The 17,494-nt window shown below is 27.8% G+C and carries 14 protein-coding genes; all 14 read right to left on the reverse strand.

Annotated features, from left to right (window positions below; translation table 11 throughout):
• Positions 1 to 114: 114 nt before the first annotated feature.
• Positions 115 to 1,296: a cytochrome c biogenesis protein/redoxin gene (locus BUA92_RS11430; protein WP_073019649.1), complete on the reverse strand. Its 1,182-nt coding sequence runs from the start codon at positions 1,294 to 1,296 to the stop codon at positions 115 to 117.
• A gap of 141 nt (positions 1,297 to 1,437) precedes the next feature.
• A complete protein-coding gene (locus BUA92_RS11435) occupies positions 1,438 to 2,139 on the reverse strand; it encodes a YjbE family putative metal transport protein (RefSeq protein ID WP_073019651.1) in 702 nt (233 codons plus the stop codon).
• A 92-nt stretch (positions 2,140 to 2,231) separates the two neighbouring features.
• A complete protein-coding gene (gene hisS, locus BUA92_RS11440) occupies positions 2,232 to 3,506 on the reverse strand; it encodes a histidine--tRNA ligase (RefSeq protein WP_073019654.1) in 1,275 nt (424 codons plus the stop codon).
• Between the two features lie 274 nt (positions 3,507 to 3,780).
• Positions 3,781 to 6,333, reverse strand: coding sequence for a LuxR C-terminal-related transcriptional regulator (locus tag BUA92_RS23750; RefSeq protein WP_073019657.1), 2,553 nt, complete (start codon positions 6,331 to 6,333; stop codon positions 3,781 to 3,783).
• Between the two features lie 42 nt (positions 6,334 to 6,375).
• Complete coding sequence (locus BUA92_RS11450; protein WP_083553497.1) at positions 6,376 to 7,353, reverse strand: ABC transporter permease; 978 nt, start codon at positions 7,351 to 7,353, stop codon at positions 6,376 to 6,378.
• Positions 7,350 to 8,093 carry an ABC transporter permease gene (locus BUA92_RS11455; protein ID WP_073019662.1) on the reverse strand — a complete coding sequence of 248 codons (744 nt, stop codon included), beginning with the start codon at positions 8,091 to 8,093 and terminating at the stop codon, positions 7,350 to 7,352. Before BUA92_RS11455 ends, BUA92_RS11450 begins: the two co-directional genes overlap by 4 nt.
• A gap of 9 nt (positions 8,094 to 8,102) precedes the next feature.
• On the reverse strand, positions 8,103 to 9,041 hold the full coding sequence (locus BUA92_RS11460) for an ABC transporter ATP-binding protein (RefSeq protein WP_073019665.1): 939 nt from the start codon (positions 9,039 to 9,041) through the stop codon (positions 8,103 to 8,105).
• A 126-nt stretch (positions 9,042 to 9,167) separates the two neighbouring features.
• Positions 9,168 to 10,547, reverse strand: coding sequence for an MATE family efflux transporter (locus BUA92_RS11465; RefSeq protein ID WP_073019668.1), 1,380 nt, complete (start codon positions 10,545 to 10,547; stop codon positions 9,168 to 9,170).
• Positions 10,548 to 10,641: 94 nt separating this feature from the next.
• Positions 10,642 to 12,081: a 6-phospho-beta-glucosidase gene (locus BUA92_RS11470; protein WP_073019669.1), complete on the reverse strand. Its 1,440-nt coding sequence runs from the start codon at positions 12,079 to 12,081 to the stop codon at positions 10,642 to 10,644.
• Between the two features lie 145 nt (positions 12,082 to 12,226).
• A complete protein-coding gene (locus BUA92_RS11475) occupies positions 12,227 to 14,152 on the reverse strand; it encodes a beta-propeller domain-containing protein (protein WP_073019670.1) in 1,926 nt (641 codons plus the stop codon).
• The gene (locus BUA92_RS11480) at positions 14,149 to 14,664 is read right to left on the reverse strand and encodes a sigma-70 family RNA polymerase sigma factor (protein WP_073019671.1); all 516 of its coding nucleotides are present in this window, start codon (positions 14,662 to 14,664) and stop codon (positions 14,149 to 14,151) included. The genes BUA92_RS11475 and BUA92_RS11480 overlap by 4 nt, the downstream gene beginning before the upstream one ends.
• Positions 14,665 to 14,847: 183 nt before the next feature.
• Positions 14,848 to 15,714, reverse strand: a complete 867-nt coding sequence (locus BUA92_RS11485; protein ID WP_073019672.1) for a MurR/RpiR family transcriptional regulator — start codon at positions 15,712 to 15,714, stop codon at positions 14,848 to 14,850.
• Positions 15,715 to 15,854: 140 nt separating this feature from the next.
• Complete coding sequence (locus BUA92_RS11490) at positions 15,855 to 16,727, reverse strand: aldose 1-epimerase family protein (RefSeq protein WP_073019673.1); 873 nt, start codon at positions 16,725 to 16,727, stop codon at positions 15,855 to 15,857.
• A gap of 98 nt (positions 16,728 to 16,825) precedes the next feature.
• Positions 16,826 to 17,491 carry a hypothetical protein gene (locus tag BUA92_RS11495; protein ID WP_073019674.1) on the reverse strand — a complete coding sequence of 222 codons (666 nt, stop codon included), beginning with the start codon at positions 17,489 to 17,491 and terminating at the stop codon, positions 16,826 to 16,828.
• Between the last annotated feature and the right edge of the window lie 3 nt (positions 17,492 to 17,494).

A 17,494-nucleotide genomic window follows, 5' to 3' on the forward strand; every position in this document is an offset into this window, starting at 1 on the left:
CAAATTAAATTCTTTGATATATTACTTTTGTTAAAGTTAGTTATCTTTCTGCGGAATTTAGGTAAACCCTATTTATATATTATCAAAATAAATGCTAATTTCAAACCTAAACTTTTATTCAAGCCCTATTATCTTTTTCATTGTTTCTTTATCCATTGCACCAGGAACATACCCTTTTATATTTCCATCCTTATCTATAATGAAGGTTGTAGGTAGGGCACTAATATTATAGCTATTCATTACCTTTCCTCCATTATCAAAAAGCACTGGGAAACTATAACCATTATCCTTTAAAAACTTTATAATATCTTCTGTAGAACCCTCATTTCCTAAACTAGGCGCAGCTACCCCTAATATTACTACTTCATTTTTGTTTTCTCCATATTCTTTATATATAGATTCTATATTCGGCATCTCTTCTCTACAAGGTGGACACCAAGTGGCCCAAAAATTCAAGAAAACTGTTTTTCCCTTATAAGATTTCAAATCATGAATCTTTCCATATTGATCAATCAAAGTAAAATTAGGAGCTTGAACTTCTTCATCTTCCGTATCTTTGGTGATGTTCTCATTGATACTTGTAGAGTTATTAATCTTACCCTTCTGTTCTTCAAGCAAACTGTTACTACCTCTAAAGAACATGATAAATCCGACTATTAAAAGTATTACCCCTCCAAGCTTTTTTATATCATTTATTCTTAGTTTTACTTTATCAATATATACAAATAACTTATTATAGAAAATAGCTATTAATAAAAATGGTAAAGTAAATCCTAAAGAGTATATTAATATTACAATACCACTAAATAAGGCACTATCTGATTGCGCAGTTAAAAATAACACCGATGCAAGCATTGGACCTATACATGGTGTCCATCCAAAACTAAAAAAGAATCCTAGCAGAAAAGCAGTATAGAAATTCATAGTTTTATGGTTTATATTAAATCTTTTTTCTCTATACAAAAATGGTATTTTAAGATATCCCATATAAAATATCCCTAAAAAAATAATTATTACTCCCCCTAGGATTTCAACTAAGTATTTATTAGTTATAAATATATTGCTTAATTTATTTATAGAAAAACCTAATATAAAAAATGTTGATGATATTCCAAGTATAAAAAATAGAGTGTTTTTTAACAATATAGAATTTTTGAATTTAAAATTTCTGCTTAAGCTATCTACACTGCTATTAGAAAGCATTCCTATGTATACTGGAAGTATTGGTAACACGCAAGGAGAAAACAAAGATATTACTCCTTCTAAAAATACTAATACCAAATTAAGTTTATCCATCCACTTCCTCCTTAATGTATTTAAAATAAAATACCAAATGTAATAATATCATAATTATTGCCATTTTTCTACTAATGTTCTTTTAAAAAGAAAAGACTTTTAGAATTATACTAAAAATCTTTTTACTATTTCTTTAATAAATCAGCAGCTCTTCTTTTTGTCCTTAATCATGATTACAATTAAAATTGTTGCCATAATTACAATTACAGCTAGTCCTATTACAGGATTCACTTTATTAATTAAGTTCGAAACTATACTATCACTTAAAATCATTTTTGTAGCTGTATATACTAATAATCCTGCGCAAAGATATATAACAGCCTGGCATTTGTTCATTAATTTTGATACAGCCTCACTACCAAAAAATATAATAGGCATACACGCTATTGTTCCAAATATTATAAGCGTCATTTCTTGCCTACTAATTACTCCACTGTCAGCCATGGTAATAGAAGTAATTGCAAGTACATTATCTAGACTCATACTAATATCTGAGATAATTATTGAAAATAAAGCCTTCATAAATCCGTCATTATCATCTTTATCAGAATCAGAAGTGCTTTTCTCATGGTTAAACATATTAATAGTAACTAATATAAGTATTATTCCGCCAACTAAGTTTAGATGGAGCCATTTCAAATTAAATAAAACACCTATTATAGCCACAAAAAAAATTCTAAAAATTAGGGCTAAAATAACTCCTATCATACTTACTAATTTTGCTTTATGTACCGGCAAGTTTTTTACCGAAAGTGATATAATAGCTACATTGTCTCCTGATAAAACCAAGTTTATAAATACAATTTGAATCATCTTAGCAAAAAGTTCTGATGTTGTGTACATCTAAGCCCCCTAATATTAAAATTAATAACTATATATTTATATTTCAAAAATCCAAACAATATTTATATTAAGTAAAAAAGTTTAGAAAAGTTTTAAAGTTCCTTTATATCTAATTTAACTTCTTCTCCAGTTGTCATTTTCTTTATTTTTAGTTCATTATTTTTAACCTCATCATCTCCAACCAATATTACATTCTCAAAACCAAGTTTATTTGCATAGTTCATTTTTTTCTTTAATGTTGAACTCTCTAAATATATAGAATAATCCAATTCTTTTTCCTCTAATCTTTTTATTATTAATCCGCAATATTCTAAGGTATCTCCTATAGGCAAAATTAAATATTTAAATTTATTTGGAATTTTATAATTATTTATAAACCCTATTTCTTGAAGTATAAAAAACAATCTAGTAAGTCCAATTGACATACCTACGCCCGGTAGTATATTATCAGTATAATTCTCAGCTAAATTATCATATCTCCCTCCTGAACATATAGATCCATAGCTCTCATTTCCCTCAAGTATTGTTTCAAATACTGTTCCTGTATAATAATCAAGTCCTCTTATAATCTTTAAATTTATTTCGTACTCATTTTCTTTAACTCCAAAAACTTTAAGCATTAACTTCACTTCTTTAAGATTTTCTATACCTTTTTTGAAATCTTCATTGTTTATAGTCAATTTTTCTAAATCTTCTAACCCCATATCTAATATAGATTTAATAAACTTACTCCTATCTTCTCCTACTAATACATTTAATTCATCTATAAAAGCTTCTTTTCCTATCTTGTCATACTTATCTATTAAGATCATAACTTCTTTACTATTTTCAATAGATAGCTCAGTTAACAAACCTTTCAAAATCTTTCTATTGCTTATTTGAATCTTATATCCACTTAATCCAATGGCTTTAAAAGACTTTGATACTAGATTTATAATCCACGCATCATTTTTTATACTTAGCTCATCTTTTCCTATAATATCTACATCGCATTGATAAAATTCTCTATATCTTCCTTTTTGATTTCTTTCCCCTCTATAAACCTTACCTACTTGATATCTCTTAAATGGAAAAACCAGTTCATTATAATATTGTGCAGCATACCTTGCAAATGGCACAGTTAAATCAAAACGTAGCGCTAAATTATTTTTCCCTTTTGAGAAGCTGTATACTTGTTTTTCTGTTTCTCCTCCAGATTTAGCTAATAAAACTTCTGCTTTTTCTATTATGGGAGTATCCATAGGAAGGCATCCATTTTTCTCATAAACATTAGTTATTTTCTCTAAAATATTATTAAACTTTTCCTGCTCTTTTGGCAAAAGCTCCATAAATCCTGATAATATACTTGGTTTAATTTTTGTTTTCATGTTTAACTCTCCTTTAATATATTTTTATATAACAAAAAGCCATGCAGGCAAAATCCCACATGGCTTAACAAATTATGATTACACTTAATTCATCATCACCTAGAGGATACAAGCCTACATTAATAGACTTGTATCTACATCTAAGCAGATCAAGTCTCTAGGTATGATGATGTAATTTTTTTAAACAAAGTGTTTTCATAATATTCCTCCAAAGTTTTATTGTATTTATCATATATTATATTTAAATAAATTTCAAGCCTATGAACATGTTCTCTTATATCATTTTAAGCCTTTTACCCTCTTCTACAGCCGAAACCCTGTTACTAACCTGAAGTTTACCATATATATTTATGATATGAGTCTTAACTGTTGAAATTGAGATAAACAAATTTTCTCCTATTTCTTTATTAGTAGATCCTTTTGCAATCTCTTTAAGAACATCTATCTCACGCTGACTTAAAATAATATCATCTTTAGTTCTAATAATATTAATGATTTCTTCGTAGTGAAGCTTTTCCTTATTTGTAAGTTCGCTAATAATATTAAATCTTCCTTCTGTAGTAAGTCTATTAACTATATCTTTTTCGAAAAAATAAGGTTGAAGAATTTTATTTTCATAACTGTAATGTAATGCTTCTATAAATAGGTTTTTGACTTCTCTATTTTTTTCCAAATCCTCTATGATAATACTTATCTTAAGCAAAGATCCTTGAACCATCTTAAGTTTAATTTTTCTTTTTCTAGAATATCTTAAAACCTCATTAACTAACTCTAGCGCTTCTTCTTTCTTGCCTTTTTTAAAAAGAATTGATCCATACAAAAGCTTGCTATCTAAACTTTTTCTCTCCTCTTGTTGTTTTTCATATCCACTTATAAAATCTTTTATTATTTCATTCTCAAATTTATATATATATTTAAGAAGTGGGGATATAAATACATAATTCTTGTAGGACTCTAGTTTAATAAGTTCTTCTAGTATTTTAATAGCTTCTTCTGTTTCTCCTATAATAAACTTATACTCACATAGATTATACCTATATCCCCTGTTCATTGTTACAGCTTCATTTGGCATATACTTGTAAGCTTCAGATAATGATATTTTTGCTTTTTCTAATTCCATTCTTTTTAAATACATTCCAGTAATACCTATATAAAAGCTTACAGTAAGCATAGGCAACCTTTTATAGGTTAAAATCATCTCTTTCATTCCCTCATATAATTCAAAGGTTTTATTGACTTCCCCCATATCCTCTAAAACCTGCGATTTAACACTAAAAGAGAAAAATTGAATATAGAAATTGTCTTTGGTTATTGAATAGTTATCAATTTTTTCAAGAAAATCTAATGCTTCATTGTACTTAGATTGAACATATAAAAAAGATGCCTCTTTTAATAATAGATACGCTTTTGTAGAATCCTTTAGCTTAAGCTTATCAATTTCAGCTAGAGGCATTACTTCAATCTCATTTAATTTAAAATTATCTTCTATAAACATATTAGAAAACTTAAAGGCTTCTAATATAGGGCTAGTATTCATATTTCTAATAATTAAATCGTATAGTTCACTACCTTTATCAACTTCTAAATTAGCATAATAATAGAAAAAACTTTGATAGGCAAAATCAGGATTTTTTATAATGAACTCTTTAGGAATTCTCTCTATGTAAGAAAATAGATTTAAACTCCTAGAGTGTTCCAAAATAGTTTCCATTGCCTCTTCATAATCCCCTGCAAGCAAAAGATGATTAATAGCCTCACTATAATCTCCTAAGTCTTTAAAGACACTTGAAGCCCTTATATGAGCTTTTATCTTTTTATCTCTATCTACTTTTTCTTCTAAATATTCTCTTAATATATTATGATATCTATATATTTCAAACTCTTCATTAACGCAACTTATTAAAGTATTTCTATTTACTAAGCTATAAAGTATACCTCTAAAATTAAACTGAGGGATAAACCTTTTGCATATATCTTCATTAAAATATGAAAGTATTGAAGTTTCTAATAAAAACTCTTTTTCTTCTTCACTAAAAAACTCATATATTTCTTTGTTTATATATTCTTCTATAACTCTATTTTTGAAATTAAGCTTAAATATTTCTTTTTCACTTTTTATATTGGCTGATGAAGCAATTAACTGCAATCCTCCAATCCAGCCTTCTGAGAGCTCATATATATAGTTCAATATATCTTCTCTAAAATCTAGTTTAAGAGTATCTTTTAAAAAGCTAATTCCTAAAGTTCTACTTAGATTTAACTCATTATCTTCAATAGATAGAAGTCTTCCTTCCATACTTATTGACCCTAAATATATATCTGGAGACTCTCTTGTTATTATTATTAAATGTACATTTAAAGAAAGATTTTTTATGAAAAAGTTTATTGTTTCAATTAAAAATTTTTCCTTAATATAATAGAAGTCCTCAAGTACTATATAAATATCTTCATTTATATCTAAAAGATTTAATATAGCTACTAGAAACATTTGAAGATTGTCTTTTTGCATATTAGAATCATAAATAGCTTTAATTTCATCCTTATCTCTTCCTAAAACATCTCCTAAAGCCTCTAACATGTAGTTCCAAAATGAAAAAACATTATTAGAACTTTCATCAAGAGATATCCATTTAGCATTAAGATCCTTCTTCTTTATAAACGAACTTACAAGAGTGGTCTTTCCAGTACCAGCTCCACCCTTAATTAAAACAACCTTATAGTCATCTATTTTTTCGAGTTTTAAAAACAAATCCTCTCTTATTATATAATCTTTCCTTGGTTCCGGTACTTTAAGCCTTGTATATATTAATAATGGTGTATCTTTCATATCATCACCTAAAATTTAAATTTACTTTAATATTATTTTACTTTACTCGCTCCTTAGTACATAGTCTTTTTTTATTTTTATTACGGAAATAAGGAAAAATGCTAACGAGATTATTATTACATATAATATTTGAGGTAGTGAATTTAATATATCCTTCCCATCTTCTAGAGCCTTAACAAAATTTAAAAACTCTTTTTGAGGAAAAATTAATAATATTTTTTGAAGAATTTTATTTCCATTCTCAAAAGAATAAAAACTTCCACATAAGATTGTTGTTAAAAGTACACTAGCTGAACCTATCATATTAGCATTATCAGCACCTTTTATAAACGCATTTATAAATAGAGAAAAACTTGTTCCTAAGGCACCTAAAAGTATTAATAGTCCTAAATACCGTGTTAAACTAAAACCTATATTTACTTTAAAGAAAATATTTATAATAGTTAAAGTTAAAAATGTAGGTACAACTATAAAAGATATATTAAAAATGAAGTGAGCTAATATATATTTAAAAAAGGATAGAGGCGATACTGCTATTCTTTCAATCTGCTTTAATTCAATTTCTTCTGCTAAGGTAAACATAAATAAAATACTTTGAAGAAGAATAAAAACCATTAAAAAACCTATTATATTTGTACCTACCCCTCTATTACTTTCAATTCCTATCTCTTTAGAATCAGGATTATCTATAACTTTTTTAAGCATTTGTTTATATTCAGTATTTTTTATAGTATATATTTCATATTCTCCAGCTCCATTATCTATTACTACTCCATCATATCTACCTAAAGCCAGTTCATATTTCTCGGGTTCTCTCTCCAAGCTAACAAAATTAAAATATTCAGACTTAATTGCTTTTTCTTTATCATTTGTTACTAAAGCAATATTTCCTTTAGTCTGAAATTTTGATGTCATATATACTGCTGCTACTATTGAGAGTATAGTCATTATTAAGTAAATGATACTATAATATTTTTTGCTCTTTAGTCTAAAGTAATTATTTTTTAGAATGTTAATCATATATATTCCTCCGGCTTATAAAATTTCTCACATAAAGCTCCTGCTATTATTGATGAAATTATTAGTATTCCTATAGTCACCATATAATCTGAAAAGTTTCTATCATAAATTATTTTAAATATACTTATCATCATCCATTTTACTGGAGATATATAACTTAATTTCTCTAAAGCCTTTCCCATACTATCAACTTTAAAAAATAACCCTCCAAGTAAAGCCCATATATTTACAACAATACTTAATATTTGATTTGCTATATTTTCACTTTTAAAAATACAACAAAACAACACTCCAATAACTGATGAAAATATCTCAGCAAAAATAAGTATTATAATTATAAAAATAATATTTTTTCCTCCATAATTAACTTTCATAAAAAGCTCTAATAAAATCATTACTGAAATATGGCATAAAGACGCAAATGCAGAAGTTGCTAAAATTTTAGATAAATATATATAACTTTTAGGTAATGGTGAATATATTAATCTCATATTTCCTTTCTTAATTCTTTCTTCCATGAAACCATTAGCACTTAAAGTTGCAGTGTTTAATATTATATAAAGTATCATAGCTACTCCATAATAATCATAAGAAGACACTTCATTTCCATAAGCTCCACTATTTAAGAAACCCAAAATCAAAATAAGCATTAAGGGGAAAACTGTATCATAAAACACCCACATAGGATTAAATAACATGTTTAAGAAATCTCTCTTTAAAATCTGTAAAAATTTATACATTACGTCCTCCTAATCTCTTAAGGTTTTCCCTGTAAGATTTAAAAATACTGTTTCTAAACTTGGTACCTCTGTTGTTAGATTATTGATTTTAATAGAGTCATTTATTAAAATTGAAATTATTTTATCCAAATTTTCAACTCCAGTTAAACTTATAATTTCAATTTTTTTCTCCTTTATAGTAGCTTCTTTAATCCCCTCAACATCGTAGAATTTCTCTAAATTAACTTTACTTGTATCATCAACTTCTATAATTATTTTTTTGAAATTCACTACATTTTCCTTAAGCTTCTCCTTTGTTCCTGAAGCTATTATCTCACCCTTATCCATTACAATTATCCTTGTTGATATTTCTTCAACTTCCTCCATGTAATGAGTTGTATATATAATAGTCATCCCTCTTTCTCTCATTTTTTTTACAGAATCTAAAATATGATTCCTGGATTGAGGATCTATTCCAACTGTAGGTTCGTCCATTATTAAGAGTTCTGGATTATGAGCTATAGCGCATGCTATATTAAGCCTTCTTTTCATTCCACCTGAAAATGTACGCACCTTATCTTTAGCTCTTTCACTTAATCCAGCAAACTCCAAGGCCTCTTTCGTTTTTTCATCTAACTCCTTCCCCTTTAATCCATACAGAGATGCAAAAAATCTAAGATTTTGTTCTGCACTTATATCCTCATATAAAGCTATATCTTGTGGTACTACTCCTAATTTTCCTTTAAACGCTTTATCATTTTTCTTAATTTTCCTGCCACTATAAAATAATTCTCCTAACTCATAACCCAAAACCCCTGTAAGAACATTTATAGTTGTACTTTTTCCTGCACCATTAGGGCCTAATATACAAAGTATTTCTCCTTTTAAAACTTCAAAAGATATATTTTTTATAACCTTATTATTTTTATAACTTTTTTCTAAACCTTTTACTTCGAATATCTTATTCATGTATCAATCACCTTCCTTGATATTCATTTTATCTTTTAAGACAAAAAATAAAATCAACCTTTCGGTTGATTTTTAAGGTTGATTAATTAAATTTATATTTTCCATATTTCTTTTTAAAACAAAACTCTAACTTGCTTCTTTAAGATTAACTAAATCATGCATCCATTTTCCACCTTTTAAATGTATAACGCAAAGAAGGCACTTTATTATATCTTCAATAATAACCATAAGAGCTACCATCTCCACCGTAAAATTAAAAACAATAGCTCCAATAAAAGATAGTGGCAGAGCTACAGCCCACATTGCAAAAGCTTCTGCTTTTAAAGCAAATTTTGCATCTCCACTTCCTCTGAATATTCCAGCTATCAAAACTATTCCTAAGGATCTTATAGGGAAAATAGCTCCATATATTATTAGAATATTCCTTGTGGAATTCCTAACTTCACTAGAAACATTAAACAACTCTAAAATTACAGGTGAAAATATAATTAGTAAAACACCTAAAATCCCACCTATTATAAATGATAATATAGAGAATTTCTTAGCATATTCTATGGCTTTTTCTCTCTTTTTCTTACCTATTTCATGTCCTATCATAACCAAAGAAGAACTTGCAATTCCTATACAAAATATCATAAACAAGTTTTGAATGGTGTTTGATATTTGAACGGAAGCTATAGCTTTAGTTCCAACCTTCCCATAAGCAACTGTATAAAGAACAATTCCTAAAGCCCAAATTCCATCATTTAATATTACAGGAGTAACAGACTTATATACTTTTTTAGTAAAACTAAAATCAAAATCTAAAAACTCCTTTATTTTTCCTCTAAGTGGCGAAGTATGTTTAAAGCTAAAATAAATAATTATTATCATCTCAGCTAGTCTTGCAATAAGAGTCGCTAATGCTGCACCTCTTACCCCCATATAAGGAAATCCTATTTTACCAAATATAAGTATATAATTTAAAATCCCATTTATAAGTAATGCCATAGCACTTACAACCATAGGAACCTTTGAATTTCCTATACTTTTTAATGCACCTGTAAATAATATAGTTACTCCAGTAATCACGTAACTTAATACTACTATTCTAAGGTAACCTTCACTAAAACCTATTACAGTTATATCTTTTGTGAATATTCTAAGTATAAGACCTGGAGTAATTAATGCACTTAATGTAAAAATAAGACCTACCACCATAACACTTAGAAATTCTAATCCTATAGACTTCTTTATATCTTTTATATTCTTGCTTCCCCAATACTGTGAAATGAATATACTAAAACCTGTAGTTATACCTATAATTATTAAATTATATAAAAAGAAGTATTGATTTGCTATTCCAACTGCCGCAATCTCACTTTCTCCTAACGCACCAACCATCACAGTATCTAGCATATTTATAGACGACACTATAAAGTTTTGTATTATCATAGGTATAGCTAGAATAAATAACTTTTTATAAAACTCTTTATCGCTAAAAAGTCTACTTATATTAATCCTCATTGATTTTATCCCCCTGTTTTTATATACTAATATATATTAGCATAAAAAACAGGTGGCTGTTAGTCCACCTGTAGTTATTTATCTTATTCTGTCTCTAGTTATTAGTTAAATCGTCTCCATTAGTAGCTATCACCTTTTTATACCAATCAAAAGATTTCTTTTTAGATCTTTCTAAGGTTCCATTTCCCTCATTGTCCTTATCAACATAGATAAATCCATAACGTTTCTTCATTTCCCCTGTAGTGAAGGAAACTAAATCTATACATCCCCATGGAGTATAACCCATTAAATCTACTCCATCTATATTTATAGCCTTATCCATTTCTTCAATATGAGCTCTTAAATAATCTATTCTATAATCATCATTTACAGTTCCATCTTCTTCTTTTACATCTATTGCTCCAAATCCATTTTCAACTATAAATAGAGGAAGTTCGTATCTCTCATAAAGCATATTTAAAGAATAACGAAGTCCTACTGGATCTATCTGCCATCCCCAATCAGAAGCTTTTACATGTGGATTTTTAACACTAGCACTTGAACCTACTACTGAATTTTCATCTAAAGTATCTACGCCTGATTTAACAGCATCAGACATATAATAGCTAAATCCAATATAATCTACTTTTCCTTCTTCTAATATCTTTTTATCTTCTGGTTCCATCTTTATGTTGTAACCTTTTCTTTCCCATTCCTTTAATGCATAGGAAGAATAATGACCTCTACAATGTACATCTGCAAAGAAATAACGATCATGCATAGATTCAACTGATAACATCATGTCATCTGGATTACATGAGTACGGATAAATTGGAACAAATGATACCATACATCCTATTTTTAGTTCTGGATTAATCTCATGACCTATTTTAACAGCCAAGGCACTAGCTACTAATTCATGATGAACTGCTTGATACATAACTTCTTCTCTGTTTTCTCCCTCTTCAAAAAGAACTCCTGAACAAGTCCAAGCAAATATTCCATTAGCAACATTTTTTTGATTATTTATTTCATTAAAAGTCATCCAATACTTAACTTTATCCTTATATCTAGTAAATACAGCCTTTGAGAATCTTACAAAACAGTCAATAACTTCTCTACTTCTCCATCCGCCATATTTTTTTGCAAGTCCATAAGGCATTTCAAAATGAGATAAAGTTATTACAGGTTCTATACCATGTTTATGTAATTCATCAAACATATCATCATAAAACTTTAATCCTTCTTCATTTGGCTCTAATTCATCTCCATTTGGAAAAATTCTTGACCAGGCAATAGATGTTCTAAAGCATTTAAATCCCATCTCTCCAAATAGTGCTATGTCCTCTTTATATCTATTATAAAAATCTATAGCTTCATGGTTTGGGTAGTTATTACCTGGAATTACCCCTTCTGTAATTACTCTTGGCACTCCATGGGCTCCTGCTGTCATAACATCAGCAACACTTGGTCCTTTTCCTCCCTTATTCCATCCACCTTCTAATTGATGTGCAGCAACCGCTCCACCCCACAAAAATTCTTTTGGAAAACTCATTTTTATTTCCTCCTTCATCATCTTCTCAAATATTATTATACATAATAATTAACTTTTTTATTTTATCAAATGAAAGAAAATATTATTTTCAGAATATGAAAAGACAAGTTTTTAAATCCTATAAATTTAAAAACTTGCCTATAATTTAATATTCAATTTTTCCTAAAGACTCTAAACTATCAATGTTATATGAAAAAATCCCTTCATTGGTAACCACATATAGATTGTTTTTAATATAAATTATTCTATTTTCATAACCATAATAACCCGTATTAAATTTTAGCTCACCAAACTTTGACATCACTCTATCTTCTGAGTATTTAGCTAAATATACTATTCCTTCTCTATTTTCCCCATAATCAGTGAAGTTCACCATTGGTATACCTATAATAGATTTTTCTTTATTTAAAAAGAAAGCTTTATGATTATAATTCACCTCTGAATGAGTCTTATTTCCTCCAAAGGCAAGTGTAGATTTTTCCTTTGGAGATGTTCCATCCTTAACATCAAATATAGAAAGCTTTAGTCCTCTATATCTACCCAGCTCATCTCTATCTTCACCAAACCCTATTAAATTTTCCCCATCTAGTGGATGAAGATAGTTACTAAATCCAGGTATCTTAAGTTCCCCAGTAACTTTTGGATTTTTTGAGTCCCTTAAGTCAATAACAAATAATGGATCTACCTGTTTAAAAGTAACCATATATGCTGTATCTCCTAAAAATCTAACTGAATAAATTCTCTCCCTTGGTGCAAGACCTTCTAACTTTCCTAATTCCTTAAGATTTTCATCTAATATATATAAATTATTTGTACTTCCCTCTGAAAAACCCTTAGTTGTTGCTATTCTAAAAGTATTATTATTTTCATCCATAGAAAATTGATTTAATAATCTCCCCTTTACCTCACCACTAGCAACTGGATTTATTTGTCCATTTTTAATAGAGTATTTATAAATTAATGTATCTCCATCAGAGAATATAGTATTCTTAGTAGCAAAGTCAGAAAAACTTCCCTTAGATGCAGTAATATATATATTATCCGCTGTTGAATATACGCTTCCTGCACTAGCTAAAACTGTTTCAGTTTTAATTTTTTCATTATAATTATTTATATCTATTGAAGCTATATTAATTATGCTCTCTCCCTTAGTATCTGGAAAATAAGAAATATCCTTAATGTTTGTAACTTCTTCTTTATCATTAAGAGAGTCATAATATCTAGGTAGAGATATTGTTTTCCCATTATCTTTTATAACGCCAGATTTACTATCTTCCATCATTGGATAGATTGAAAATGGATTATTATTTGTTATCATTATTAATTTATTTGAAATTAATCTACTGTTTACTATCTGTCCACTATAATTTAGTTTTCTTTCAAGTTTTAAATTTTCAATATCTTCTTTATTATAAATGCTAAGATCGGTTCCTAAGGAATTATTATTTTGTGAAATTACTAGTAGCTTATTTGTAGTTATATAAATATCCTGAATAAATCCCTCTAAAGTAATTTTTATTTCTATTTTCATATTAGTTGGGTCATCACCTTTAACGATTATTACCTCAGAGACATTTCCTCCTTTATAGTCATTTTTAACTGTGTATATATATTTACCATCAGTTTTTACCCTATCCCCTTCTTCAACATTCTCAACCTGGTTATTGGTTTTTGAATAATCTGCTGCTCCATAATCAGATTTGCCTGCATCATTACTACTACCTGTGATTTCATTATTAGTAGATGATTCTTTCTTTATATCTTGGCTAGAAACAATTAGTTTTAGAAGCTCTTTATCATCTTTTATTTTGGGTAGTTCCAAACCTATACTAGCTTTCTCTACACTTTGGTCTATATCTCCTACACCAAGCTTTAAATTGTTTAAAAGCATTCCTAAAGTTACAACTATTAAAAAACTGCATGCTATTTTTAACCCTTTATTAAAATATATATTTCTTTTTTCTTTTTTCCCTTTTTCAATTCCTCTTTTTACAGCACTAGATAATTCTTTTGGTATCTCTATATTTTTATAATAATCCTCAATATCATTTTTATTATTTTCTTTCTTCATTCTAAAACCTCCTCCTTAAGCTCTAACCTGAGAATGTTAAGAGCTTTATTAAGACTGCTTTTTATTGTTCCTAACGGTATCTCTAATATTTTTGCTATTTCAGCTAAGGTTAGTCCTTCATAATACTTCATTTGTAAGATAACTTTATATTTAGGATCTAAAGCTTCTATAGCTTTATTTAAATCTATTCTTTCATCATGCTCTTCTATATAACCTTGATCATTATCTTCGTATACAATTTGCACTTTCTTTTTATTTTTGTTGTAGACATCAATAGATAAATTAATAACTATTCTAGTTATCCAAGTGTTAAATAAAGCTTCATTTTTTAATTTTTTAATTGAGGTATATGCCCTGCAAACTCCTTCACTCACTATATCTAGAGCATCTTCCCTATTGCCTACATAAGAATAAGCTGTAACGTATAACTTTTCTTGTATAGGTTCTATAAGTTTACTAAAAGCTTTGTCATCTCCACCTTTAGCTTTTCTCACTAATTGGCTTGTATCCAAAGTTAAATCCCTCCTCTCATAAATTAGACTTAAGGATCATGCTTTTGGTTCAAGAATTTTTAAAATTTTCCTATTAATCCTTGGAACCCGCATTTTTACTATATATTCTTATATTCTTATCTTCTTATCTTCTTATCTTCTTAAAAAAAGACCTCCAAAATTTCTCTTGGAGGTCTTTTAGCATTACAAATCATAAAAATAACTATTACTAACTTGTTCGCTTTCAAATAAAGCATCACTATTTTGTTTTATCTTTAAATAATTTTTATTTGATTCAATAAGCATTTCAAAAATCAAATCAATAGCTAATAAAAAAGGAATATGTTCAGAAATTACTGAGCTGTGTTTAATTGAAAGCCTGTCAGCAGTAACTATCTTTACATCTGCAATAGCATTTGATTTCTGATAATCATAACTTGTAATTGTAACTAGTTTAGCATTTCTTTCTTCTATTATATTTAAGGATTCAATTATATCTCTAACTGAAATAGATCTAGATATTGTTATAAACAAATCATTTTCTTTTGCATTAATGCTACTTAATTTCATATTAGGTCCATCATTATAGGCTTCAGCACTTATACCTATCATATTAAGCTTCTGTTTTAATTCCAAAGCAGCAAGCCAAGAGCTAAATACTCCAAATATATATATCCTTCTAGCACCTTTTATTAATTCAACTGCCTTTATTAAATCCTTTTCGTTAATTAAAGAAGCTGTATTTAATATAAGTTCATTATAATCTGATGAAATAGAATCTATAATATTATCATTTTTTTTGCTTTTATCTTTTTCTCTCATGTTTCTATAAAAATTATCTTGAGCTAAAGCTATCTTAAAATCATTAAAGCCTTTAAATCCAATCTTTTTACAAAATCTATTAATACTGGTTTCTGATGTCCCAGTTTCATTAGCCATATATGTTATTGTGTTATTAACAACTACTTCGGGATTATTAATAACAAAATTCGCTATTTCATTTTCACTAAAGGTAAAATTCTTCTGCTTTGATATAATCTTAGTTATTACAACGGGAATACTGGTATTCATTAAGTCCTCCTTCTTTCACTTTCAAACAAAATGAATCATTTAAATAAAAATAATCCACATAAAATTTATCTCGATAACCTTTATTATACCATCAAAACAAAATTTTACATAGATTATTATATATTCATGTAAATATATAGCTAATTAACTTCAATTATATATTGAGTTTTAAACTTTTTATCTTCCTCTAGCTTTATTATTCCCTCTTTTTTTGTTATATCATATTCATCACCATAGGTTGAATTTATTCCATGCCAAGGTTCTATACACACAAATGGAGCATCATTAATTGCTGACCATATTCCTACATAAGGAAATCCTTTAAAACTACATTTTATTTCTTTAGAGTTTTTTCTGTTTTTTAATATTATATATTCTGATTTTAGATTCTCTAATATTATGGCTCCTTTGTAAAACAAGGCATGATTAAGATTTAGAATTTTTTCATTATCAAAAAAATCTACTTTCTCTCCAGTAAGAAGTCTCTCCCCTAATAGTAGGCGTTTAACATTTTCATTCACTTCAAATTCTAAATAATAGTCCTCCATGGATTCATTATCTAAAAGTGGACATTTAAATGCTGGATGAGCTCCTATTGAAAAAAACATGGCCTTATTATCCCTATTTATAACCTCAAATTCTGTTTTAAGTGAAGATTCTAAAAGGGTATATTTAATATTTAGCTCAAATTCAAAGGGGTAACTTTTTCTTGTTTCCTCATTACTGCATAATCTAAAAGCTATTGAATCTGAACTTTTATAAACCACTTCAAACTCACTTTTACATCCAAAACCATGTCCCATCATTTCATATACTTTTCCCATATGTGTATATTTATCTTCTGGCAGCTTTCCTACAATAGGAAATAATATAGGTGACTGGCCTTTCCAATACTTCTCATCTCCTTGCCACAAAACCTCACACTTATCTTTAATGCTCTTTACACTTGTAAGCTCCGCTCCAAAAGTTTTAATTTCTATACTAAGATACTCATTTTCTATTTTTTCTATCATAAATCACCTCAAAAAAATTCTCAAAGCCTTAATATAAAGCTTTGAGATTATAAAACACTAAGATTTACCGAGTTAATATATAGATTCCCTTCACCCTATTAACTTATTAATTCTTTTTTCCAAGAAGTTATCATCTCATTGAAATTAGTTAAACTTATTTCTCCTGTTTCAATTAAATATACATAATCATAAATATTAGGAAGATATTTTAATCCTAATACCTCTTTGCAAAACTTGTGTGCAGCTATTTCTGAACACTTTAAAACAGAAGCTTCTTTTTTAAAGCTTAGTAATTGAAATGTACAGATAGGTTCCAATATATAATTTGTGTATTTTTTATCTCTATGTTCTAAATAGTGATAAAATTCATGAGCTAGATGAATGTTTATTACCTCTTCATAAGTGAGTTTATCTTTTTCCTCAACCATCTTATTATAGGTATTCATAAGATCTATAAGTGAATCTTCATATATTTTAATAATGTTCTCTTTTTTTGAGAAGTTTATTTCTGCCCTAAACTGTACACTATAAAATTTTCCTGATTTTTTTACAAACTCAACTTTAATCTCATTTTCATTACATAATTTAATCAAATTTGAGGTTTTATACTGTTTTCCCTTTTCTTCACCTAGTCTTAAAGATTCAGTTATATAGTAGCTTACTTTATCTTTAGGAATTTTATGAAATACCAGATCATTTTTTAGCTCTCCATAAGCTAAAACTTCATCATCCAACCTATCTAAAATATCAAGAATTTTCTCCATATC

This window comes from Clostridium intestinale DSM 6191, from assembly GCF_900130055.1.
In the GTDB taxonomy this organism is placed as follows: Bacteria; Bacillota; Clostridia; order Clostridiales; family Clostridiaceae; genus Clostridium_T; species Clostridium_T intestinale.